Below are 22014 nucleotides of genomic sequence, written 5' to 3'. Positions count from 1 at the left end.
TTAAGCTCGCTTACCACCACTTGGCGGGCGTGAACTTGCCTGCGGCCTGCTCGATCACATGCGCCGTCTTGAAGAGCGTTCCTTCGTCGAAGGGCTTGCCGATCAGCTGCAGGCCGAGCGGGAGGCCCTTGTGGTCGAGACCAGCGGGAACGGCAATGCCCGGCAAACCGGCCATGTTGACCGTCACCGTGAAGATGTCGTTCAGGTACATCTTGACCGGATCGGAGGCGAGGTTTTCGTCGGCGACGCCGAAGGCCGACGACGGTGTCGCCGGCGTCAGGATCGCGTCGACACCGGCATTGAACGCCAGTTCGAAGTCGCGCTTGATCAGCGTGCGGACCTTCTGGGCCTTGATGTAGTAGGCGTCGTAGTAGCCGGCGGAAAGAACGTAGGTGCCGATCATGATGCGGCGCTTGACTTCCTTTCCGAAGCCGGCGGCGCGCGTCTTTTCATACATGTCGACGATGTCCTTGCCATCGACGCGCAGGCCGTAGCGGACGCCGTCATAGCGCGCGAGGTTCGACGAGGCCTCCGCCGGAGCGACGATGTAGTAGGCCGGCAGGGCATACTTGGTGTGCGGCAGCGAGATGTTGACGATCTCGGCGCCAGCATCCTTCAGCCAGGCAATACCCTGCTGCCAGAGCGTTTCGATTTCCTCAGGCATGCCATCGACGCGGTATTCGTTCGGAATACCGATCTTCATGCCCTTCAGCGACTGGCCGAGTGCGGCTTCATAATCCGGAACCGGCAGGTCGACCGAGGTCGTGTCCTTGGGATCGACCGACGCCATCGACTTCAGCAGGATCGCGGCATCGCGCACGTCGCGCGCAATCGGGCCTGCCTGATCGAGCGAGGATGCGAAGGCGACCGTACCCCAGCGCGAGCAGCGACCATAAGTCGGCTTGATGCCGACCGTGCCAGTGAAGGCGGCAGGCTGGCGGATTGAGCCGCCCGTGTCGGTTGCCGTGGCGCCAGCGCAAAGGTGGGCTGCAACGGCAGCCGCCGAGCCGCCCGAGGAACCGCCAGGTACCAGCTGCTGATTGGAGCCAGCCGAACGCCAAGGATTGATCACCGCCCCGTAATAGGAGGTTTCGTTGGAAGAGCCCATGGCGAACTCGTCCATATTGAGCTTGCCGAGCATGACGGCGCCATCGTCCCACAGGTTCTGGGTGACGGTCGACTCGTAGTGCGGCTTGAAACCATCGAGGATGTGGCTGCAGGCCTGGGTATGAATGCCCTCGGTGGCGAACAGGTCCTTGATACCGAGCGGGATGCCTTCGAGCTCGCCGCCCTTGCCGCCCGCGAGCCGTGCGTCGGAGGCTTCCGCCATCTGCAACGCCTTCTCGGGCGTGACCTTGATATAGGCGTTGAGCTTGTCGTTGGCCGCTTCGATCGCCGAAATGTAGGCTTCGGTCAGTTCGGTCGCTTTGATCTCCTTGGCGCGCAGCTTCGTGCGGGCTTCGGCAATGGTCAGGCTGGTGAGTTCGCTCATGGTAATTCGCTTCAAATCTGGAATGGCAACGGAGGTCGGAAACGGCGAAGGCCTTATTCGACGACTTTGGGTACCAGGAAGAAATTTTGATCGGTGACAGGCGCATTCGAGACGATGTCGGCGGCCTTGTTGCCGTCGGTCACGTCGTCCGTGCGCTTCTTCATCTCCATCGGCGTGACCGATGTCATTGCCTCGACGCCCTCGACATCGACTTCCGAGAGCTGCTCGACAAAACCGAGAATACCATTCAACTCGCCAACCATGCGATTTGCCTCTTCTTCCGAAACGGCAATACGGGCAAGGCGCGCTACGCGCTTAACGGTGGCAAAGTCGACGGACATGGTATTCTCCGGATAGGATTTTTCCTACCCGCTATAAAGGCCACGCCCGCTGTGCGCAACGGGCATGGCCTTTCGATTGCGTAGAATTCCGCCTCCGAAAGCGAAGCGATTTCGGCAGACCTCGACTAAAGAGAAAGGCTCTCGCCCGGCTTCGGCGTCTTCACCGCCGTCTTCGATCCCTCCATGCCGGAGACGAACTTCTCAGGCGTGGGGTCAATGATCGGGAAGGTGCCATAGTGGCAGGGTATGGCCGTCTTGAAGTTGAAGTAGCGCTGGCAACCAAGGGCCGCGACGGCGCCGCCCATAGTGAAGCGGTCGCCGACCGGAACGAACCCGATATCCGGCTGATGCAGCTCGTTGATCAACGCCATGTCGGAGAAGATGTCGGTATCACCCATGGCGAGGATCGATGCTTCGTCATCGAAGTGCAGCATTAGGCCGTTTGCATTGCCGAGGGCGTGTGAAACGCCGTCCTCGGTGATCTGTGCGGAGGAATGCAGCGCGTTGGTGAAGGTTGCCGAGAAACCGTCGAACGAAATCGTACCGCCGGTATTACCCGCTTCGATCTTCTTCAGGCCCTTCGATCCCAACCAGGCGGCAAGATCGGCGTTGGCGAGAACGACCGCGCCGGTCTCCTTGGCAAGTGCAACGGTATCGCCGACATGATCGCCGTGACCGTGCGTCAGCAGGATATGGGTGACACCGCTCGCGACATCCTTTGCATTCTGCCCTGCAAAGGACGGATTGTGCGTGAGAAATGGATCCAGCAGGATTTTCGCCTTTCCGATCTCGATACTGAAAGCGGAGTGACCAAGCCAAGTGATCTTCATGAAATTCTCCTTTTATTATGGGATGCAAAAGCCTGCTTTGCTGGTTATGGACATATCCGATGCGGCCACAAAGAAAAGCGGCGCTGCTTCAATTTCTTTTGACGGGATGAAACGACGATGACGGTGCTGACGATCGAGGAACTGGCGACGGTGCTACAGCCGGGACAGGCGATCGCGGGTCTCGATCTCGGCACGAAAACGATCGGACTTTCGATGTCTGATCTCGGACGGCGCTTTTCGACGCCACGGCCGGTCATCAAGCGCGAGAAATTCGCGATCGATGCGGTAACGCTGCTGGAGTTCGCCGCAAGGGAAAAGGTCGCGGCCTTTGTCATCGGCCTGCCGATGAATATGGACGGATCGGCCGGACCGCGTGTCCAGGCAACACGCGCCTTCGTGCGCAACATGGAGCAGAAGACTGATCTGCCCTTCGTCTACTGGGATGAACGACTGTCGACGGTTGCCGCCGAGCGCGCGCTGCTGGAAATGGATGTGTCGCGTAGGCAGCGTGCCGAGCGGATCGACTCGGCCGCGGCAAGCTTCATTCTTCAGGGAGCGCTGGATAGGCTTTCCTTGCTCGGCAGAGCGGCATCGGACGACCTGGATGCGTGACGCGCACGCCACCAGGCGTGAATTGCCTTGCGTCGGCGAAACCCTATGATTGCGAAAACGACGAGGCTATCGACGGCGATCGCGCGGGCAACTAGCGGCGGAATGGTTTCCGGCGGAATGCCAAGGATCTTTCCGTAAATCTGGAACGTCAGGTCATGAACCTGCCTGCTCAGCATGAAGATGCCGAAGTTCATGTCGTAATAGGAAAGCCAGTACCATCCTGCCAAGAAGACAATGGGACCGGCCCAGAAGATCAGAAACCACTTCATGCGGTCGTCTCTCGTTCTCTTCGAATGGATAGTCCCTCGTAAGAAACCAGCCATATCGACAACGCCATCGAACCCAGAACCAGCGCCGGCACAGCGATATCCAGCGCAAGCACAGCGAAAAACATCATCGCGGCAACAAGAAACGCGGCTCTTGCGATTTTGGTTCCCATCGTTCCAGACACCCAACATTTTGGACTGCCCAGCAACCTGACTTCTTAACCGTGAGGGCGCAACGTAAACCATTTGTTAAGGTTAACGCGTGCCTGGGGACCTGTGGAAAGACCGTCTCTGTTTCAGCCGTAGACGCCGCGAACGATACGTTTCAGGGCGGTTGCCGCCTTCTCCCAATCCTTTGACGTTTTCAGCGCCAGTCCGGCGCACTGGCCGCCGGCGGATGCGGAAAGAACGAGATGCTGGATGGCTGCGATCAGAATCGCATTGACGGCCACGACGTCGACGCCCTTCGGGGGCGTCAGCGATCCGCGCATGCGGTCGAGCCAGTTTGCCAAGGCCTTCGACCGCGCCTCGGAAAGTCGCCGGACCTGCTCGGTGTTTTCGGAGACCTCCCAGGCAACGATGCGACGAACAAGCAGATCATCCCGCAACGCCTCGAGGAAAAGCAGCGATAGCCGCTCCATCAGATCGCCGTAGGTGAGGAGGAACATGCCGCCGGTGTCCTCGGGAATGCGGTCCTTAACCCAATTGCCGAGATCGGCACCGATCGCCTCCACTAGACCGTTCAAGCCGCCGTAGTAGCGGTAGATCAGCTGTTTGTCGCATCCGGCGCGGCGGGCAACCGCATTGATCCCGAAATTCTGGAACCCCTCCTCCGCTAGCAGCGACTTGGCCGCCTTCAGGATTGCCTTCTCGGTCGCGCTTCGGTCTCGGATACGCTTTTCCGGCTCGACACGGATTGCGTCGGCAACGGGCGCTAGCACCATGGGATCATTGAGCATTGGGATTCGGTCCGAATTGTCACTTTGCGGTGAGTAGCAACCTCACCCACCACCGGCAACGGACAAGCCTTTGAAAGATTGTGGACAGCCTGCCAAAGGCGTCGACAGCAAGCGCGCGTCACCGTTCGGTGACATGACTGCAGCTAGAGCTTCTGCCCAAACCACGCAGTCGGATCGGAAGCATCCACCAAGGGAGGTTCGAGACGGACAAACCCACGGGAACCCCAGAAGCGCAGTGCGCCATGGTTATCGGGGCTGGCGCCGAGATGGACTGCTGTAACGCCGGCCTCTCGGGCATTCTTCAACCATCTGTTAAGAAGCGCGGTGCCCACCCCCTGCCCTTGAAGGCGCGGCAGAAGGTTCATGTGAATATGGGCGGGAAAGGTTTCAACGATCGCGGCAGGTACGTGAGACGGGTGATGGATTGACGCGGCGTACTTCTCATCCGCGTTCCAACTGGAAGGATCTCCCTGCGGGTCGGTATAGATCTTACGAAGCGAAGGCCACCACTCGCGTTCGAGGCGCTCCTCGAACGCGGTCGTGTCGAAGGCACCGACAATGTAGCCGGCGACGCCTTCCAAATCTTCTGCCACGAAAGCCGTTTCGGGACCGAGCGAGACGTAAGGCGCTGAGTAGACATGGCCGATCAGCTTGCCGTCGCGATGCAGCTCGGACGCATCGCGGCCAGCATCGCCCGTCACCAGCGAGATTCGATAGATCTGTTCGAGATCATCGGCACGGACGGGGCGCAGTACAGTCATCAGCTTGCCGGCGGATAGAGCAGATCGACGATGTAGCTGGCGTCGAAGCGCGAATCCAGCATGCCATATGTGGAACGCCAGCCGCCTGCCAGACGGGTCTCGATGAAGGCGTCGGCGATCCGCCCTGCCCCCAGGCGATAGAGTTCGGCAGCACCGGCGGCGAGTGCCAGTTGTTCGACCAGCAGACGCGCAGCACCTTCGTCCCGCTCGCAAAGCGCCATGGCGGCGCGCAGCACGTCGATTGTCTTCTTGCCCGCAGGCCCGAGATCACGCGCGAGCCCGGCAAACACCGTCTCGAAGAGATCCTTGCCGCGGTCGAGGATGCGCAGCACATCGAGCGCCATGACGTTGCCCGAGCCTTCCCAGATCGCGTTAACAGGCGCTTCGCGGTAGTGGCGGGCGATCGGACGTTCCTCGATGTAGCCACTGCCGCCGATGCACTCCATCGCCTCGTAGATCAGTGACGGCGCGATCTTGCAGCACCAGTATTTTGCAACCGGCGTCATGACGCGGGCGTAGGCCGCCTCTTCGGCGCTGCCGCGCGCCCTATCGAACGCATCGGCGAGGCGGAAGGACAGCGCTGTCGCAGCCGCCACATCGAGCGCCATATCCGCCAACACCCGCGTCATGATCGGCTGGCTCACCAACATCTTGCCGAAGACGCTGCGTCCGCGGGTATGGTGCACGGCTTCGGCCAGCGAGGCGCGCATGATGCCGGAGGAGGCCAGCGCGCAATCGAGGCGCGTCAATGTCACCATGTCGAGAATAGTGCGGATGCCGCCATCCGGCGTGCCGAGCAGGAAGCCGAAGGTATCGTTGAACTCGACTTCGGACGAGGCATTGGAGCGGTTGCCGACCTTGTCCTTCAGACGCTGGAAGTGCAGGCCGTTTGCCGAACCGTCTTCGAGAAGACGTGGAACGAGGAAGCAACCCATCCCATCCTTCGTTTGTGCCAGCATCACGAAGGCATCGCTCATCGGCGCCGACATGAACCACTTGTGACCGGACAGGCGATAGATGCCTTCGCTGACCTTTTCGGCCGTCGTCTTGTTGGCGCGAACGTCCGTGCCGCCCTGCTTCTCGGTCATGCCCATGCCGATCGTCACGGCGGACTTCTGCATGGCCGGCTTGTTGGTGGAATCGTATTTGCGCGACAGGATTTTCGGCGCCCAGTCCTTCTGCACGGCAGGCGAAGCGGAGAGCGCTGCCACGGAGGCACTCGTCATCGTCAGCGGGCAAAGGTGGCCGCATTCGAGTTGCGCCGTCAGGTAGAAGCGAGCCGCCCTGACCTTGTGGGCCTGATTTTTCGCCTCGGTATCCGACTGCGGATCCCAGACCGACGAATGGAGCCCCGATGACATCGAACGGCGCATCAGTGCGTGCCAAGCGGGATGGAACTCGACGACATCGAGCCGCTCGCCGCGCGGACCGTGCGTGCGCAGCTGCGGCGTGCCCTGATTCGCCATGCGTGCCAGCTCCTGCGCCTCCGGCGAGGTCACGTACCGGCCCATATTGTCGAGATCGTCACGGATCCCGCGCGGCAGCGTGCCAGTCAGGTCGACGATCAGCGGATCGGACCTGTAGGCATTGATGCCGGACCACAGGCTCGGCTGGTTGAGTTCGGCGAGTTTCTCTTCGGCGGGCGTCATGAATCGCTTCTAGTGCAAGAGGCAGGCAAAGGGAAACCGGAAGTTATAATTTCCCTACCTCTGCAATAGTTGAATTCGGGTAAAATTGCAGGGGGAGACGGGTCTTTGCCCACAGCGCAAGCTTGCCGCCGCCCGGCTCACTCTTTATAGACCCCGCAGACGACAGCAAGAGGCAGGTTCATGGTCTTCTTTCCCCACCGCCACCTCATCGGTATCAAAGGGCTCACAGAGCAGGATATCACCTTTCTCCTCGACAAGGCCGACGAGGCCGTCAAGATCAGCCGGCAGAGAGAGAAGAAGACATCGACGCTGCGAGGCCTCACGCAGATCAACCTGTTTTTCGAAGCCTCGACGCGCACGCAATCTTCCTTCGAGCTCGCCGGAAAACGCCTCGGCGCCGACGTGATGAACATGTCGGTCGGCAATTCTTCGGTGAAGAAGGGCGAGACGCTGATTGATACGGCAATGACGCTGAACGCGATGCGGCCTGATGTGCTCGTTATCCGCCATTCCAGTGCCGGTGCCGCCGCGCTCCTCGCACAGAAGGTGTCCTGCTCGGTGGTCAACGCCGGCGACGGCCAGCACGAGCATCCGACTCAGGCGCTGCTAGACGCGCTGACAATCCGCCGCGCCAAGGGCAAGCTGTCGCGGATCATCGTCGCGATCTGCGGCGACGTTCTGCATTCGCGAGTGGCGCGCTCGAACATCCTGCTGCTGAACGCGATGGGCGCACGCGTACGCGTCGTCGCGCCGGCAACGCTGCTGCCTGCCGGCATCGCCGAGATGGGCGTCGAGGTCTTTCATTCCATGAAGGAAGGGCTGAAGGACGCCGACGTGGTGATGATGCTGCGGCTGCAGCGCGAGCGCATGTCCGGCGCCTTCGTGCCGTCGGTGCGTGAATACTATCACTTCTATGGGCTCGACGCGGAGACCCTGAAGGCCGCGAAGGAAGATGCACTCGTCATGCATCCCGGCCCGATGAACCGCGGCGTCGAGATCTCCTCCGAGGTCGCGGATGGACCGCAGAGCGTGATTGCGGAACAGGTGGAAATGGGGGTCGCCGTGCGCATGGCCGTGATGGAGGCGCTGTTGGTCTCGCAGAACCAGGGTCCCCGCACCGAAGGAGCCGGCGCATGAGCAACTCGATCGTCCTCAAGAACGTTCGCATCGTCGACCCCTCGCGCGATCTCGACGAAGTCGGCACCATCATAGTCAAGGATGGCGTGATCGTCGCAGCCGGCGCCGATGCGCAGAACCAGGGAGCGCCTGCTGGCGCCCATGTACGCGATTGCACCGGCCTCGTCGCCACACCAGGCCTCGTTGATGCCCGCGTTCATATCGGCGAACCCGGCGCCGAACATCGCGAAACGATCGCGTCGGCGAGCCGTGCGGCCGCAGCCGGCGGCGTGACCTCGATCATCATGATGCCCGACACCGATCCTGTCATTGACGACATCGCACTGGTCGAGTTCGTCAAGAAGACGGCGAAGGACAAGGCACTCATCAACGTCTATCCGGCAGCGGCGATCACCAAGCATCTTGCCGGCGAAGAAATGACCGAGATCGGCCTGCTGATGGAAGCTGGCGCCGTCGCGTTCACCGATGGCCGCTCGAGCGTCCATGACACGCAGGTCCTGCGCCGTGTGATGACCTATGCGCGCGAGTTCGGGGCCGTTATTTCCTGCGAGACGCGTGACAAATATCTCGGTGCCACCGGCGTCATGCATGAGGGACTGTTCGCCAGCTGGCTCGGTCTCGGCGGCATCCCGAAGGAAGCAGAACTCATCCCGCTCGAGCGTGATCTGCGCATCGCCAAGCTGACGCGCGGCAACTACCACGCCGCGATGATCTCCGTGCCGGAATCGGTCGAAGCGATCGAACTTGCCCGCAGTCGTGGGGCCACCGTGACCTGCGGCATCTCGATCAACAATCTCTCGCTCAACGAAAACGACATCGGCGAATACCGCACCTTCTTCAAGCTCTATCCGCCGCTGCGCTCGGAAGACGATCGCGTGGCCATGGTGGATGCGCTGGCGCGCGGTGCGATCGATATCATCGTCTCCTCGCACGACCCGCAAGACGTCGACACGAAACGCCTGCCCTTCGGTGAAGCTGCCGATGGCGCGGTTGGCCTCGAAACTATGCTCGCAGCGGCGCTGCGCCTGCATCACAGCGGCCAGGTCAGCCTGATGCGGCTGATCGATGCGATGTCGACGCGGCCGGCGCAGATCTTCGGCCTTGAGGCCGGCACGCTGAAGCCGGGCGCCAAGGCAGATATCACGCTGATCGATCTCGATGACCCTTGGCTTGTCTCGAAGGACATGCTTCTTTCCCGTTCGAAGAACACGCCGTTCGAAGACGCGCGCTTCAGCGGACGCGCTGTTGCGACCTACGTCGCCGGACAGTGCGTACACAGCATATAAAAAGACCACCGGAGGGAACATGGTCTCGGATCTCATGACGTGGCAGATCACGCTGCCGATCGCGCTGGCGGCTGCCGCCATCGGCTACCTGCTCGGCTCCATCCCGTTCGGGCTGATCCTGACGAAGGCCGCCGGGCTCGGCGACGTACGCAGCATTGGATCCGGCAATATCGGCGCGACCAACGTGCTGAGAACCGGCAACAAGAAGCTTGCTGCCGCAACGCTTCTGCTCGATGCGCTGAAGGCATCTGCCGCGGCCTGGATCGTCGGCTATTTCCTCGGCAACGAGGCGGCGCTGATCGCAGGCTTCTTCGCCTTCATCGGTCACCTGTTCCCGGTGTGGATCGGCTTCAAGGGCGGCAAGGGTGTCGCCACCTACATCGGGACGCTGCTTGGCGTCGCACCGATTATGGTTCTGCTTTTCGCTGCGGTCTGGCTAGCTGTCGCTTTCACGACCCGGTACTCGTCGCTTTCCGCACTGGTTGCAATGCTTGTCATTCCGGTTGCATTGTGGATACTGGGCGCCGAGAAGGTTGCAGCGATCATGGCGATCATGACCGTCATCTCCTATTGGAAGCACAAGGCCAACATCTTCCGCCTGATGAGCGGGACGGAAAGCAAGATCGGGGCGAAGGGATAGGATGGACGCTCGCAGCGCAAGGCCAAAGGAATTGCGCTGACGGAACGCCAACGCATCGCGTGGCTGTGTCTCATCCGCTCGGACAATGTCGGGCCGGCGACCTTTCGCGACCTCATCAATCACTTTGGATCTTTCGAGACGGCGCTTGCCGCCCTGCCCGAACTTTCCGCGCGTGGCGGGGCAACGCGCTCCATCCGGATAGCAACGGAGACGGAGGCCCACAAGGAACTGGAGGCCGCACGGCGCTTCGGCGCCCGGTTCGTCGGTATCGGCGAGCCGGAATAACCCGCAGGCCTTGAAGCATGTCGACGGTGCTCCGCCGTTGCTCGCCGTCAAAGGCGATCTTTCTGTCTCCTCGCAGCCGGCGTTCGGTTCGCCGCCATGGGATGGTCTCGGAGGAAAGAGAAGCGCTGCCTTTCGGCGAGCCTGAACCACACTTCAAAAACGATACCTTAATTATCGGAAATTGCAACACGCTCGCTATCTCGCATTGGTTGCATAGCGTTGTATTGCGTAAAAATGAAATCAAACCACTTGACCGAAACGATTTCCCTGTCCATGTCGAAGGACCGGTTATCTTGGCACGGCTGGGATTCCATCTGCTTATCCACCGGCCTGGCACGTTTTTTAGAGAATCATGATGAATGTTGTAGTGGTAGAATCGCCTGCCAAGGCAAAGACGATCAACAAGTATCTGGGCTCCGGATACAAGGTGCTCGCCTCCTTCGGCCATGTCCGCGATCTGCCTGCCAAGGACGGCTCGGTTCTTCCCGATCAGGATTTCGAGATGCTGTGGGAGGTCGACGGTGCGTCGGCCAAGCGTCTGAAGGACATCGCCGATGCGGTGAAGTCGTCTGACGGCCTGTTCCTCGCAACCGACCCGGATCGCGAGGGTGAAGCGATTTCCTGGCACGTCCTCGACATGCTGAACAAAAAGCGCGTCTTGAACGGCAAGACGGTGAAGCGGGTCGTTTTCAACGCGATCACGAAGAAGGCTGTCCTCGATGCCATGGCCGAGCCACGCGACATCGACGTCCCGCTGGTTGATGCGTATCTCGCCCGCCGTGCACTCGACTATCTCGTCGGCTTCAACCTGTCGCCGGTTCTGTGGCGCAAGCTGCCCGGCGCGCGTTCGGCTGGTCGCGTCCAGTCAGTAGCGTTGCGCTTGGTTTGCGATCGCGAATCCGAAATCGAGCGCTTCATCTCCGAGGAATACTGGAACCTTTCGGCTCTCTTGAAGACGCCGCGGGGCGACGAATTCGAAGCAAAACTGGTTGCAGCGAATGGCAAGCGGTTGCAGCCTCGCTCGATCGCAAATGGCGAAGAAGCCGGCAAGCTCAAAGTGCTTCTGGAAGGCGCAACCTACGTCGTCGACACGGTCGAGGCAAAGCCGGTCAAGCGCAACCCTGGACCACCCTTCACAACCTCTACGCTGCAGCAGGCCGCCTCCTCGAAGCTTGGCTTTTCGGCGTCGCGCACCATGCAGATCGCCCAGAAGCTCTATGAGGGCGTCGACATCGGTGGCGAGACGGTTGGTCTGATCACCTACATGCGAACGGACGGCGTTCAGATGGCGCCGGAAGCCATCGATGCGGCACGCAAGGCCATCGTCGATCAATTCGGCCAGCGCTACATGCCGGAGAAGGCTCGCTTCTATTCGACCAAGGCCAAGAATGCACAGGAAGCGCACGAGGCGATCCGCCCGACCGATTTCAATCGCTCGCCCGACCGAGTCCGGCAGTTCCTCGATGCCGACCAGCTGAAGCTTTACGACCTAGTCTGGAAGCGCGGCATCGCGAGCCAGATGGCCTCGGCTGAAATCGAGCGTACCACGGCTGAAATCACCGCCGACAACAAAGGCGAGAAAGCCGGTCTGCGCGCTGTCGGTTCGGTGATCCGTTTCGACGGCTTCATCGCCGCCTATACCGACCAGAAGGAAGATGGTGAACAGAGTGATGACGGTGACGAGGATGGTCGTCTGCCCGAGATCAACGCTCGCGAAAGCCTCGCCAAGCAGAAGATCAATTCGACCCAGCACTTTACCGAACCGCCGCCGCGCTATTCGGAAGCTTCGCTGATCAAGAAGATGGAAGAGCTCGGCATCGGGCGTCCGTCAACTTACGCTGCGACGCTGGCAACCCTGCGCGATCGCGAATATGTCACTATCGACAAGCGCAAGCTGATCCCGCAGGCCAAGGGCCGGCTGGTGACGGCCTTCCTCGAAAGCTTCTTCACCAAGTACGTCGAGTACGATTTCACTGCCGATCTTGAAGAGAAGCTAGACCGGATCTCAGCCGGGGAGCTGAACTGGAAGCAGGTTCTGCGCGATTTCTGGAAGGACTTCTTCTCCCAGATCGAGGATACGAAGGAACTTCGCGTCACCAACGTTCTTGATTCACTCAATGAGGCGCTGGCGCCACTTGTTTTCCCCAAGCGCGAAGACGGCGGGGATCCGCGGATCTGTCAGGTCTGCGGGACGGGCAACCTTTCGCTGAAGCTCGGAAAATACGGCGCCTTCGTCGGCTGCTCGAACTATCCGGAATGCAACTATACTCGCCAGCTTTCGTCAGATGGCGGATCTGAAGCCGAAGGCGTAGCACTGAACGAGCCGAAGAACCTCGGTACCGATCCGGTGACCGGCGAAGAACTCACGCTGCGTTCGGGACGTTTCGGTCCCTATATTCAGCGCGGAGATGGTAAAGAAGCAAAGCGCGCGTCATTGCCGAAGGGCTGGAAGCCTGAAGACATCGATTATGAAAAGGCGATGGCGCTGATTTCGCTGCCGCGCGATATTGGCAAGCACCCGGAGACCGGCAAGATGATTTCTTCCGGCATCGGTCGCTACGGGCCGTTCCTGCTGCACGATGGCGGCTACGCCAACCTTGAAAGCGTCGAGGACGTCTTCTCGATTGGCCTCAACCGCGCTGTGACAGTGATCGCCGAGAAGGCGAACAAGGCACCTGGCGGGCGCGGGCGAACGGCAGCGGCACTGAAGGAGCTCGGCGAGCATCCCGACGGCGGCGCTATCACCGTCCGCGACGGCAAGTACGGTCCCTATGTGAACTGGGGCAAGGTCAACGCGACGCTGCCGAAGGGCACTGATCCGCAGGCCCTGACCGTCGAGGAAGCGCTGGCGCTGATCGCCGCCAAGGCGGGCAAGGCGCCGGCTTCGAAGAGCAAGGCAAAACCGAAGGCGAAGGCTGCCGCGGCTGAAACCAAGACGACCAAGACCGCCGCCAAGCCTAAGACGGCGAAGGCCAAGGCGCCGGCAAAGACGAAAAAGAGCAAAGAGTGAGCAAAATCCCGCGGGAAAGAATGAAGGGCATGGGCAAGCGTCCCGGCAAGATCGGACGCGCCAGCCAGCAACCCGCAGCCGAACCGCTGAATATCGCTCACGGGTCTCTGCCCTCCCGCGAAGTGATCCTGCGTTTCATCGCCGACCATCCGCAGAAGGCCTCGAAGCGCGAACTAGCGAAGGCGTTCGGCCTGAAGGGAGAAAGCCGCGTCGAGCTGAAGCATCTCCTGCGCGAACTGGAGCAGGAAGGCATGCTGCAGAAGACGCGCAAGTCATTGATCCGGCCGGGCGCGCTGCCGCCGGTCACAGTGCTCGACATCACGACGCGCGACAAGGATGGCGAACTGATTGGCCGTCCGGCGGAGTGGCCCGATGACCAGGGCGTTGCGCCTGCTGTCGCCATTCGCCAGTCGACGTCGCCGGCGGGGCGCAACGGCAAGGGCAAGGCGCCTGTTGCCGGCATGGGCGATCGCATCCTGGCGAAGATCTTTCCGGCCGCCGATCGCGGCGGTCCAGCCTACACGGCGCGCATCATCAAGATTTTGGACAAGCGCCGCGGTGCGCTGCTCGGAGTCTTCAAGGATGCGCCAGGCGGAGCCGGTCGTCTGCTTCCGATCGACCGGCGTGGCGAGGAGATGGTGATCGACCCTGACTACAAGGGCGAGGCCAAGGACGGCGATCTGGTCGAAGTCGAAGTCGCTCGCCTCGGGCGCTTTGGCCTGGCACGCGCCAAGGTTCTGTCGATCATCGGTTCCGTTGCATCCGAGAAGGCGATCTCGATGATCGCCATCCATGCGCACGGCATTCCCTACATATTCCCGCCTGCTGTCGTCGCCGAAGCCGACGATGCCAAGCCCGCGACGATGTCGCATCGCGAGGACTGGCGCGATGTCCCGCTGATCACCATCGATCCGGCGGATGCGAAGGACCATGACGACGCCGTTTATGCGGAGGCGGACCCCTCGCCCGACAATCCGGATGGGGTCATCGTTACCGTCGCCATCGCCGACGTCTCCTATTACGTGCGGCCGAATTCGCCTCTCGACCGCGAAGCGCTGAAGCGCGGCAACTCGGTCTATTTCCCCGACCGGGTCGTGCCGATGTTGCCGGAACGGATCTCGAACGATCTCTGCTCGTTGAGAGAAGGTCAGGATCGCCCGGCGCTTGCCGTTCGCATGGTGTTTTCGAAGGAAGGCCGAAAAATCGGCCATACCTTCCACCGCGTCATGATGAAGAGCGCCGCAAAGCTCTCCTATCAACAGGCGCAGGCGGCGATCGACGGCAAGCCTGACGACAAGACCGGCCCGCTTCTGGAGCCTATCCTGAAGCCGCTCTGGAATGCCTACAGAATCATGACCCGCGGCCGCGAGCGCAGGCAGCCACTTGAGCTTGACATGCCGGAACGCAAGATCCTGCTGAAGCCTGACGGCACCGTGGATCGCGTCTTCGTGCCGCCGCGCCTCGATGCGCACAAACTCATCGAGGAAATGATGATCCAGGCCAACGTCGCGGCTGCCGAGACGCTGGAGAAGAAGCGGCAGGTCCTGATCTACCGCATCCATGACGGGCCGACACTGGCGAAGCAGGAGGTGCTGCGCGAGTTCCTGGCGACGCTTGGCATTTCGCTCGCCAAGGGCGGCAATATGCGCGCCAACAATTTCAACATGATCCTCGCCAAGGCGGACGACACTCCGCATCAAACGATGGTCAACGAGATGGTGCTGCGCTCCCAGAGCCAGGCAATCTACAGCCCGGAGAATATTGGGCATTTTGGCCTGAACCTGATGAAGTACGCGCACTTCACCTCACCGATCCGGCGCTATGCGGACCTGATCGTGCACCGTGCGCTGGTTGGCTCGCTCGGCTTTGGTGAAGGCGGGATCACGCCCGATCAAGAAGCCGCACTCGACGACATTGCCGCCGAGATCTCGACGTTCGAGCGGCGTGCGATGGCCGCCGAGCGCGAAACGGTGGACCGCCTGATCGCGCATCATCTTGCCGGCCGCGTCGGCGAGGAATTCGAAGGACGCGTATCAGGTGTGACGAAATCGGGACTATTTGTCACTCTCCCGGACTATGGAGCAGACGGCTTCGTTCCTATATCTACGCTCGGAACGGACTACTTCATCTATGATGAGGCGCACCAGGCGCTGTCTGGCGAAAAGACCGGGCTCGGATATCGCCTCGGCGACGGTGTCACGGTCAAGCTTGCAGAAGCCATTCCGCTTGCCGGTGCGTTGCGCTTCGAGATGATCAGCGAGGGGCGAAAAATGCCCACCGCTGTACGTTCATTCCATAAGGCGGGCCGGCGCGACGCAAGCCGGGCGCGCAAGCAGGCCGGAACAAGGCCGCCAAGAGGGCGGCGATAGGCGTGTAGGGACGCCGCGAAAGGAAACGAACGATGACGACCACCTCGACCGACCAGGCAATCCGTTATGGAGGAAGCGAGGAGGTGGAACGTCCGCTCGGCCGTTCTATCAAGCGTGGCATGCTGAACACCTGCCCCGCATGCGGCAGCGGCAAGCTGTTCAAGAGCTTCCTGAAGCCGGTGGACAATTGTGCTGCTTGCGGCGAAGCAATGTATCATCATCGCTCGGACGACCTGCCGCCATACCTCGCAATCGTCGTTATTGGCCACCTCATCATCGGCGGCTACATGGCAACCGACCTCGTTTGGCCAATGCCACTCTGGCTGACATTCGCCATCTGGACGCCCATCACCCTGATTGCCACGCTGCTGATCATCCAGCCGATCAAAGGCGGCGTCATCGGCTTGCAATGGGCATTGAAGATGCACGGCTTCGGTGGTCACACCGACGATCACGACGCCTACGAGATACCGGGCCGCAAACGCTAGGCCTGCCCACCCTGCCCCTTCACCTTCACGACACAATTGACGTGTAGTGGCACGCCCAACGGTGCTGCGGCTCCGCGGGGCGAAATCTCATGCTTATTCGGTAAGGTTCTTTGACTATACCCATTCAAGATCATCCAGGTTATTGCCGCCAGCGCATTTCATCTTGTAAAGCACAGCCGTCACTTGGATTTGGCATGACTGTGCCTTCCTATGGTGCTTCGCGGTGAGCGATTCTGTGCAGCAGGTCTCTAAGGATGCGTATATGTCTCAGCCGCGAAACGGCACGACACCAGGCGATGTCGAAGAAATTCATTGGCCTTCGCTGGTGGCAGCCGTCTCGTCCATTTCCGCTGTCGGCATCGCAATCGGTCTCGGACTTCCGCTCCTCAGCATCATTCTCGAAAAACGCGGCATTCCCTCGACGCTTATTGGACTAAACACGGCCATGGCCGGTGTTGCCGCAATGGCGGCTGCGCCCATCACCACGAAGCTCGCGCACAAATACGGTGTCGCCCCGACCATGATCTGGGCTGTCGTGATTTCAGCGATCAGCGCACTCGGCTTCTACTACGCCCAGGATTTCTGGATGTGGTTTCCGCTGCGTTTCGCCTTTCACGGCGCGACGACGACGCTGTTTATCCTGTCGGAATTCTGGATCAACGCCGCCTCGCCGCCGTCGAAGCGTGGGTTCGTCCTTGGTATCTATGCGACCGTGCTGTCGCTCGGGTTCGCAGGCGGGCCACTGCTCTTTTCGATTCTCGGCAGTGATGGCGTGCTGCCCTTTGCGGTCGGCGCTGGCGCCGTTCTATTGGCCGCCATTCCGATCTATATCGCGCGGTACGAAAGCCCGGTTCTCGAAGAGAAGCCGGAGTTGCACTTCATGCGCTATGTCTTCCTGGTGCCAACCGCAACCGCTGCTGTCTTTATCTTCGGCGCCGTTGAGGCCGGCGGCCTCGCGCTGTTCCCGATCTATGCCGTGCGCGCCTCCTTTACAGAAGCGCAGGCCGCCCTGCTGCTGACGGTTATGGGAATCGGAAACGTGATCTTCCAGATTCCGGTCGGCCTGCTTTCGGACCGCATGAGGGACAAGCGCCCGCTGCTGGCCGCGATGGCCTTCATGGGCCTGATCGGCGCGCTGATGCTGCCCGTCCTCGTGCACAGCTGGATCCTGATGGCCACCGTGCTGCTCTTCTGGGGCGGGTGCGTCGCAGGCCTCTATACCGTGGGTCTCAGCCACTTGGGTTCACGCCTGACCGGTTCCGATCTTGCGGCAGCCAACGCGGCCTTTGTATTCTGTTACGCTGTTGGCACGGTGGCCGGGCCGCAGGTGATCGGCGCAGCCATCGACGTTGCCGGCAATAACGGTTTTGCCTGGGCTATCGCGGGATTCTTCGGGCTTTATGCCCTGCTTTCCGCCGTGAGGCTGCTTTTCCTCCGAAAGCGGGCTTGACTTTTCGGGCGGGATTCGTAGTTTCGCGCCAGAATTTGCCGTGGAGCCTATCCGGCCTGCCACGGCTTTCATTTTATTAAAGGCAGGACGACCATGGCCAAGGCTACCACAATCAAGATCAAGCTGCTGTCGACGGCCGACACCGGTTTCTTCTACGTCACGACGAAGAACAGCCGTACGATGACCGACAAGATGACGAAGACCAAGTACGACCCGATTGCTAAGAAGCACGTCGAGTTCAAGGAAACCAAGATCAAGTAATCGCTTGATCTGATGTTTTTCAAAAAGGCGCGCGCCCACCGGCTGCGCGCCTTTTTGTTTGCCGGCTTTACCGCTGGTTTTAATGCCCAAAAACAGAATCGCCGTCCTCCCGGAAATGCGGAAAGGACGGCGTTTTCTTGAAAGGGGGTCGACCGGCAAGCAACGCGGCACGAGGAACCGCTTAATGTTGCAAACCAGCCGACCGACCCCACGACCCAGGAGATGCGGCGGACCTGAGCATCATGGGGTATCTCGGACTCCTCACAGGGAGTGCTTATCTCTTATGGACCGATAATTTGCTCGAAAATGAAAGAAAATCAACAAATTCTTAATGGTTAGATTTCCGAGGTTGATTCTATGGTTAAAAGTACCGCTTTAGGACAATTTCTAGACCTTCGATTCGGTCCTGACAGCAAGAATAGCGCCAAAGTTGGCAAGGAACGCCACAATATAGACCAATAGTGTTAGTTGCTGATGCTACAGATCAGGACTTGAGCATTACCTACACATAGCCGAATGCCGGCTAAACCTGACGTATGATCACATTTATCGCGCACCTGCGCCGACAATTGCTTATAGCGATAGATTTCGAGCAAGCTGGAATGCAATCGACTGGCCGGCTTTCTACTCGAACTACTTGATTCCAGCGCCTCGCCGCATAGCTGTGGATGACGCGAGAACCGGACTAAAAGGTCCGCTCAGGCGGCGGCAACAACCCGATTTCGACCGCCCGTTTTAGCCTCGTAGAGTGCCAGATCCGCCTGCTTCATCAACTGCCCCGGCGTGATGACCGATGAGATCCGCGACGATATGCCGAAGGAGGCAGTCACGCTCAACTCCTGCCCCGATGACTTCAGCTGGAACGGTGTCGTCTCGACCACAGAACGCAATCGCTCCGCGACGGTCGCGGCCACCTCCGGCGAGGTGTCGGGCATCACCACCACGAATTCCTCACCGCCGTAGCGGCACGCAAGATCGGCGCCGCGGACGGTGGAGCGAATGCGGTTCGCGAACTCCCGCAGTACGTCATCCCCGGCATCATGCCCATAGGTGTCGTTGACCTGCTTAAACCGATCGATATCTGTAATTAGCACAGATAGCGGACGCCCGCGCGCCATGGAGCGATTGAACAGAGTGCTCAGGTGGTTATCCAGGTAGCGGCGGTTGCTGAGCCCGGTCAGCGGATCCGTGACGGCAAGCTCGATTGTCTGCTTGACACTCGCGCGCAGGCGATCGTTGTAGCGCTTGCGGCGCATCTGGGTGAGGCTACGTGCCACAAGCTCGTTGGGATCAACCGGTCGAACGATATAGTCGTTGACACCGAGTTCAAGCGCCCGGATCACCATGTCATCGTCGCCCTGCTCGGTGATAATCAGGATCGGCAGAAAACGCGTGCGCTCCAGCGAACGAAGCTGTGAGCACAGGCGCAGCGGATCGTAGCCGTCGAAATTGGCGTTGACGATGACCAGTTCAAACGGACTTTCCGAAGCCTCGAAGATGGCCGCCTGCGGATCCGAGATCGCAGAGACGTCGGCGACGGGTTTCAGCGCCTTGATGATGCGTTCCTGGGAACCGGCACGCCCATCGACCAGCAGCACCTGGCCTGATTCGTCGCCCCGGCCCTCGCCCGAGCGCAGAAGCTCATCGATCCCCATTGTATGGGCGGTTTCTGCGCGAATGCGCAATTCGTCGCTGAGCGTCTTCAGCCGCAAGAGGCTCTTAACCCGCGAAATCAGCTGAAGGTCATTGACCGGCTTGGTGAGAAAGTCATCGGCGCCAGCCTTCAGGCCACGGACTCGGTCGGCCGACTGATCCAACGCCGTCACCATGACGACGGGTATGTGCGAGGTCTTGGGATTGGCCTTCAGGCGCCCGCACACCTCGAAACCGTCCATCCCCGGCATCATGATATCGAGAAGGACAAGATCGACCTGGTTGCGCTCGCATGTTGCCAGCGCTTGATAGCCGTCGCTTGCGGTCAATACGTCGAAATACTCGGCCACCAGCCGCGCCTCAAGCAACTTGACGTTGGCCGGGATGTCATCAACCACCAGAATGCGCGCAGTCATAGGCTTCTTTCCGATGCGTCAGGCATCGCCCAGATAGGTCTTGATCGTCTCAATGAATTTGGGAACTGAGATGGGTTTGGAGACATAGGCCTCGCAGCCGCCCTGGCGGATGCGTTCCTCGTCCCCCTTCATGGCAAATGCTGTAACGGCGATAACAGGAATGACGTGCAGATCATCGTCTTCCTTCAGCCATTTGGTGACCTCGAGACCAGAAACTTCGGGGAGCTGAATGTCCATCAGAATCAGATCGGGCCGGTATTTACGCGCGAGATCGAGCGCTTCCATGCCGTTTCGGGTCTGGATTGTCGTGTAGCCAGACGCCTCGATGAGGTCGCGAAAGAGCTTCATGTTGAGCTCGTTATCTTCTACAATCATCACCTGCTTGGGCATGACACGCGTCCTACGTCCGTTCTGGTACCGTTTCCCCGCATGAAGAAGACTTCCGCGATGGCATGGTTCCATAGAACCGATGGCTGCACACTATCGGTATTTGGTTGAAAAATAGGTAACTTACCCAGAGAAATGCAAAGCAACTTCAAGACTTCGAAACAACTCGCGGCAGATCCGCAGCAGACCGCGATCGCCGTTCTTGCCTGGCTTGCTAGCGAACCGGATTTGTTCGGCCGTTTCCTTGCATTGACCGGCGTCGAGCCCGCACAGGTCCGCCACGCGATCAACGATCCCGGGTTTCTTTCGGGCATGATGGATTTCATCATGCAGCATGAGCCGACGGCGATGGCCTTTTGCCAGGCGACCGGCACCGCGCCGGACGCTTTGAATGCGGCGTGGCTGCACTTTTCGCCACCGGGACTTGGGTCGGGAGAATATTGAGCATGGATATTGCTACCAACGTTAGCCAGGTGCGCCTCCGCGATCGGCCCTTGGTCGTCTGCGACATCGATGAAGTGGTTCTCGAGTTTCTCACTCCGTTTACCGCTTTCCTGCGCTCGCACAGCTATGACCTCCTGCCGCGGTCGTTCCGCCTCTATGGCAACATCGTCTCTCTGCTCGACGGCAGCGAGTTGGACAAAGCGGCGGTCGATTCGTTTGAGGAAATATTCTTCGCGAACCAGCACATCTGGCAGAAGCCAGCGGAAAAGGCCGTCGAAACACTGCAGTCGCTTTCGGCCGACGCCGACATCGTCTTCCTGACCGCGATGCCACCTCGGCACCATGGTATCCGGCGCGAATTTCTCAACCAGCTTCACCTCTCCTTCGACCTGATCGCCACGGAAGAGGCCAAAGGACCGGTTGTCGCAAGGCTCCATGATCGCCGAAGCCTCCCGGTCGCCTTCATCGATGATATGCAACGCAATCTCCTTTCCGTTGCCGATCATGTGCCCGACTGCCTGCTCCTGAGCATGATGGCCAACGCCGATTTCAAACCGTTCGCACCACCACCGATTGGAAACATCGTCGCGGCTACTGGTTGGGACCATGCCGCTGAGCTGCTAAGGGCACATTTCGCGGCGGATGTTCTTACGAGCGCAAATCCAGCCGCATGAGCGGCCGACCATCCTTTCTCTTTGCTACGGTTTCAAATCCAGCCGCATCGAAAATCGCGGTCGATCCGGTACAGAGCGTCACGGACTTCGATTGCTTGACGTGGTCAATCGGACAGCCCTCGATGTAGCGGGCACCGTGGCGCCGCGCATGGTCGACCGCACCCGCGAGGAGACGATGGCTGAGCCCGTGCCCCCGCAAACGAGACGTCAGGAAGAAACAACTCACGGCCCAGAATGACGGATCGTGCGCATCCTCTTCTTCCACTGGCCGGGACACGGTTCGCGGCGAATTGAATTGCGGCACGTCGTACCGTGGCCCGACCTGAACCCAGGCGACCGGCTCGTCATCGGCGGCATAGGCTAGGATGCCGGGCGGCGGCCCAACGGCGATCCGGCCGAGCATGTGCGATTTTCGCTCATCCGGCTCCATCTTCGTGCGGACGGAATGAGGCAAGCGAAGCGCAACACACCAGCAATCATAAAAGGCTCCTCGGGGACCGAAAAGCCGCTCGAAGTCACTCCAGCGGTCTGCGGTCACCGGCTCGAAACGGAGATCGATATCCAATGCAAACCTCCCAGCCTGTCTTGAGTCTCAAAAGCTTAG

At 60.2% G+C, this 22014-nt stretch carries 22 protein-coding genes and 1 pseudogene; 12 read left to right on the top strand and 11 right to left on the bottom strand.

What is annotated here, in order from left to right; all coding sequences use genetic code 11:
• Positions 1-10: 10 nt before the first annotated feature.
• The 3 genes from gatA to NBG89_RS05880 form a co-directional block, all read right to left on the bottom strand.
• Complete coding sequence (gene gatA / locus NBG89_RS05890) at positions 11-1492, bottom strand: Asp-tRNA(Asn)/Glu-tRNA(Gln) amidotransferase subunit GatA (protein WP_431322063.1); 1482 nt, start codon at positions 1490-1492, stop codon at positions 11-13.
• A 53-nt stretch (positions 1493-1545) separates the two neighbouring features.
• The gene (gatC, locus tag NBG89_RS05885; RefSeq protein WP_088694720.1) at positions 1546-1833 is read right to left on the bottom strand and encodes an Asp-tRNA(Asn)/Glu-tRNA(Gln) amidotransferase subunit GatC; all 288 of its coding nucleotides are present in this window, start codon (positions 1831-1833) and stop codon (positions 1546-1548) included.
• A 125-nt stretch (positions 1834-1958) separates the two neighbouring features.
• Positions 1959-2663 (bottom strand): metal-dependent hydrolase, encoded by a 705-nt coding sequence (locus tag NBG89_RS05880; protein ID WP_431322062.1) that lies wholly within the window; start codon positions 2661-2663, stop codon positions 1959-1961.
• Positions 2664-2780: 117 nt separating this feature from the next.
• Here NBG89_RS05880 and ruvX point away from each other — a divergent pair, with 117 nt between their 5' ends.
• Positions 2781-3275 (top strand): Holliday junction resolvase RuvX, encoded by a 495-nt coding sequence (gene ruvX / locus NBG89_RS05875; RefSeq protein ID WP_088691863.1) that lies wholly within the window; start codon positions 2781-2783, stop codon positions 3273-3275.
• Here ruvX and NBG89_RS05870 read toward each other — a convergent pair.
• The 5 genes from NBG89_RS05870 to NBG89_RS05850 all read right to left on the bottom strand — a co-directional run bounded on the left by NBG89_RS05870 (position 3212) and on the right by NBG89_RS05850 (position 6910).
• A complete protein-coding gene (locus NBG89_RS05870) occupies positions 3212-3544 on the bottom strand; it encodes a DUF6105 family protein (protein WP_088691862.1) in 333 nt (110 codons plus the stop codon). The two genes, ruvX and NBG89_RS05870, sit on opposite strands and share 64 nt — an antisense overlap.
• Positions 3541-3714 (bottom strand): hypothetical protein, encoded by a 174-nt coding sequence (locus tag NBG89_RS05865; protein ID WP_037082677.1) that lies wholly within the window; start codon positions 3712-3714, stop codon positions 3541-3543. Before NBG89_RS05865 ends, NBG89_RS05870 begins: the two co-directional genes overlap by 4 nt.
• A 123-nt stretch (positions 3715-3837) precedes the next feature.
• A complete protein-coding gene (locus tag NBG89_RS05860; RefSeq protein ID WP_431322061.1) occupies positions 3838-4500 on the bottom strand; it encodes a TetR/AcrR family transcriptional regulator in 663 nt (220 codons plus the stop codon).
• 143 nt (positions 4501-4643) lie between these two features.
• Positions 4644-5261 (bottom strand): GNAT family N-acetyltransferase, encoded by a 618-nt coding sequence (locus NBG89_RS05855; RefSeq protein ID WP_431322060.1) that lies wholly within the window; start codon positions 5259-5261, stop codon positions 4644-4646.
• Positions 5261-6910, bottom strand: a complete 1650-nt coding sequence (locus tag NBG89_RS05850; RefSeq protein ID WP_431322059.1) for an acyl-CoA dehydrogenase family protein — start codon at positions 6908-6910, stop codon at positions 5261-5263. Before NBG89_RS05850 ends, NBG89_RS05855 begins: the two co-directional genes overlap by 1 nt.
• Positions 6911-7090: 180 nt before the next feature.
• On the opposite strand from NBG89_RS05850, the gene NBG89_RS05845 reads away from it, so the two are divergent.
• The 9 genes and pseudogenes from NBG89_RS05845 to rpmG all read left to right on the top strand — a co-directional run bounded on the left by NBG89_RS05845 (position 7091) and on the right by rpmG (position 17836).
• A complete protein-coding gene (locus tag NBG89_RS05845) occupies positions 7091-8047 on the top strand; it encodes an aspartate carbamoyltransferase catalytic subunit (RefSeq protein ID WP_431322058.1) in 957 nt (318 codons plus the stop codon).
• Positions 8044-9333, top strand: coding sequence for a dihydroorotase (locus tag NBG89_RS05840; protein ID WP_431322057.1), 1290 nt, complete (start codon positions 8044-8046; stop codon positions 9331-9333). Before NBG89_RS05845 ends, NBG89_RS05840 begins: the two co-directional genes overlap by 4 nt.
• A gap of 19 nt (positions 9334-9352) precedes the next feature.
• Positions 9353-9973: a glycerol-3-phosphate 1-O-acyltransferase PlsY gene (gene plsY / locus NBG89_RS05835; RefSeq protein ID WP_431322056.1), complete on the top strand. Its 621-nt coding sequence runs from the start codon at positions 9353-9355 to the stop codon at positions 9971-9973.
• A gap of 1 nt (position 9974) precedes the next feature.
• Positions 9975-10346 (top strand): annotated as a pseudogene (locus NBG89_RS05830) (DNA-processing protein DprA); the annotation flags it as partial.
• 267 nt (positions 10347-10613) lie between these two features.
• The gene (gene topA, locus NBG89_RS05825; RefSeq protein ID WP_431322614.1) at positions 10614-13268 is read left to right on the top strand and encodes a type I DNA topoisomerase; all 2655 of its coding nucleotides are present in this window, start codon (positions 10614-10616) and stop codon (positions 13266-13268) included.
• Positions 13265-15637: a ribonuclease R gene (gene rnr / locus NBG89_RS05820; RefSeq protein WP_431322055.1), complete on the top strand. Its 2373-nt coding sequence runs from the start codon at positions 13265-13267 to the stop codon at positions 15635-15637. The genes topA and rnr overlap by 4 nt, the downstream gene beginning before the upstream one ends.
• A 32-nt stretch (positions 15638-15669) precedes the next feature.
• Complete coding sequence (locus NBG89_RS05815; protein ID WP_088691852.1) at positions 15670-16125, top strand: DUF983 domain-containing protein; 456 nt, start codon at positions 15670-15672, stop codon at positions 16123-16125.
• 262 nt (positions 16126-16387) lie between these two features.
• Positions 16388-17575, top strand: a complete 1188-nt coding sequence (locus tag NBG89_RS05810; RefSeq protein ID WP_088691851.1) for an MFS transporter — start codon at positions 16388-16390, stop codon at positions 17573-17575.
• A 93-nt stretch (positions 17576-17668) separates the two neighbouring features.
• Positions 17669-17836 (top strand): 50S ribosomal protein L33, encoded by a 168-nt coding sequence (rpmG, locus tag NBG89_RS05805; RefSeq protein WP_003587245.1) that lies wholly within the window; start codon positions 17669-17671, stop codon positions 17834-17836.
• Between the two features lie 698 nt (positions 17837-18534).
• On the opposite strand, the gene NBG89_RS05800 is transcribed toward rpmG, so the two are convergent.
• On the bottom strand, positions 18535-19905 hold the full coding sequence (locus tag NBG89_RS05800; RefSeq protein ID WP_431322054.1) for a PleD family two-component system response regulator: 1371 nt from the start codon (positions 19903-19905) through the stop codon (positions 18535-18537).
• A gap of 18 nt (positions 19906-19923) precedes the next feature.
• A complete protein-coding gene (locus NBG89_RS05795; RefSeq protein WP_007531841.1) occupies positions 19924-20295 on the bottom strand; it encodes a response regulator in 372 nt (123 codons plus the stop codon).
• 132 nt (positions 20296-20427) lie between these two features.
• Between NBG89_RS05795 and NBG89_RS05790 the strand changes: the two genes are divergently transcribed.
• Entirely contained in the window at positions 20428-20736 is a 309-nt protein-coding gene (locus NBG89_RS05790) for a DUF3572 domain-containing protein (protein WP_431322053.1), read from the top strand.
• A 2-nt stretch (positions 20737-20738) separates the two neighbouring features.
• A complete protein-coding gene (locus tag NBG89_RS05785; RefSeq protein WP_431322052.1) occupies positions 20739-21410 on the top strand; it encodes a hypothetical protein in 672 nt (223 codons plus the stop codon).
• On the opposite strand, the gene NBG89_RS05780 is transcribed toward NBG89_RS05785, so the two are convergent.
• Entirely contained in the window at positions 21385-21975 is a 591-nt protein-coding gene (locus NBG89_RS05780; RefSeq protein ID WP_431322051.1) for a GNAT family N-acetyltransferase, read from the bottom strand. The two genes, NBG89_RS05785 and NBG89_RS05780, sit on opposite strands and share 26 nt — an antisense overlap.
• Positions 21976-22014: the final 39 nt, after the last annotated feature.

The organism is Rhizobium sp. YTU87027 (assembly GCF_050644135.1).
Lineage (GTDB): Bacteria > Pseudomonadota > Alphaproteobacteria > Rhizobiales > Rhizobiaceae > Rhizobium.
This window is presented reverse-complemented; position numbering and strand designations above follow the sequence as displayed.

Bases quoted from the DNA above. Each gene is read 5' to 3' on its own strand.
- gatA (WP_431322063.1), bottom strand. From the start codon at position 1,492: ATGAGCGAACTCACCAGCCTGACCATTGCCGAAGCCCGCACGAAGCTG.
- gatC (WP_088694720.1), bottom strand. From the start codon at position 1,833: ATGTCCGTCGACTTTGCCACCGTTAAGCGCGTAGCGCGCCTTGCCCGT.
- NBG89_RS05880 (WP_431322062.1), bottom strand. From the start codon at position 2,663: ATGAAGATCACTTGGCTTGGTCACTCCGCTTTCAGTATCGAGATCGGA.
- ruvX (WP_088691863.1), top strand. From the start codon at position 2,781: ATGACGGTGCTGACGATCGAGGAACTGGCGACGGTGCTACAGCCGGGA.
- NBG89_RS05870 (WP_088691862.1), bottom strand. From the start codon at position 3,544: ATGAAGTGGTTTCTGATCTTCTGGGCCGGTCCCATTGTCTTCTTGGCA.
- NBG89_RS05865 (WP_037082677.1), bottom strand. From the start codon at position 3,714: ATGGGAACCAAAATCGCAAGAGCCGCGTTTCTTGTTGCCGCGATGATG.
- NBG89_RS05860 (WP_431322061.1), bottom strand. From the start codon at position 4,500: ATGCTCAATGATCCCATGGTGCTAGCGCCCGTTGCCGACGCAATCCGT.
- NBG89_RS05855 (WP_431322060.1), bottom strand. From the start codon at position 5,261: ATGACTGTACTGCGCCCCGTCCGTGCCGATGATCTCGAACAGATCTAT.
- NBG89_RS05850 (WP_431322059.1), bottom strand. From the start codon at position 6,910: ATGACGCCCGCCGAAGAGAAACTCGCCGAACTCAACCAGCCGAGCCTG.
- NBG89_RS05845 (WP_431322058.1), top strand. From the start codon at position 7,091: ATGGTCTTCTTTCCCCACCGCCACCTCATCGGTATCAAAGGGCTCACA.
- NBG89_RS05840 (WP_431322057.1), top strand. From the start codon at position 8,044: ATGAGCAACTCGATCGTCCTCAAGAACGTTCGCATCGTCGACCCCTCG.
- plsY (WP_431322056.1), top strand. From the start codon at position 9,353: ATGGTCTCGGATCTCATGACGTGGCAGATCACGCTGCCGATCGCGCTG.
- topA (WP_431322614.1), top strand. From the start codon at position 10,614: ATGAATGTTGTAGTGGTAGAATCGCCTGCCAAGGCAAAGACGATCAAC.
- NBG89_RS05815 (WP_088691852.1), top strand. From the start codon at position 15,670: ATGACGACCACCTCGACCGACCAGGCAATCCGTTATGGAGGAAGCGAG.
- NBG89_RS05810 (WP_088691851.1), top strand. From the start codon at position 16,388: ATGTCTCAGCCGCGAAACGGCACGACACCAGGCGATGTCGAAGAAATT.
- rpmG (WP_003587245.1), top strand. From the start codon at position 17,669: ATGGCCAAGGCTACCACAATCAAGATCAAGCTGCTGTCGACGGCCGAC.
- NBG89_RS05800 (WP_431322054.1), bottom strand. From the start codon at position 19,905: ATGACTGCGCGCATTCTGGTGGTTGATGACATCCCGGCCAACGTCAAG.
- NBG89_RS05795 (WP_007531841.1), bottom strand. From the start codon at position 20,295: ATGCCCAAGCAGGTGATGATTGTAGAAGATAACGAGCTCAACATGAAG.
- NBG89_RS05790 (WP_431322053.1), top strand. From the start codon at position 20,428: ATGCAAAGCAACTTCAAGACTTCGAAACAACTCGCGGCAGATCCGCAG.
- NBG89_RS05785 (WP_431322052.1), top strand. From the start codon at position 20,739: ATGGATATTGCTACCAACGTTAGCCAGGTGCGCCTCCGCGATCGGCCC.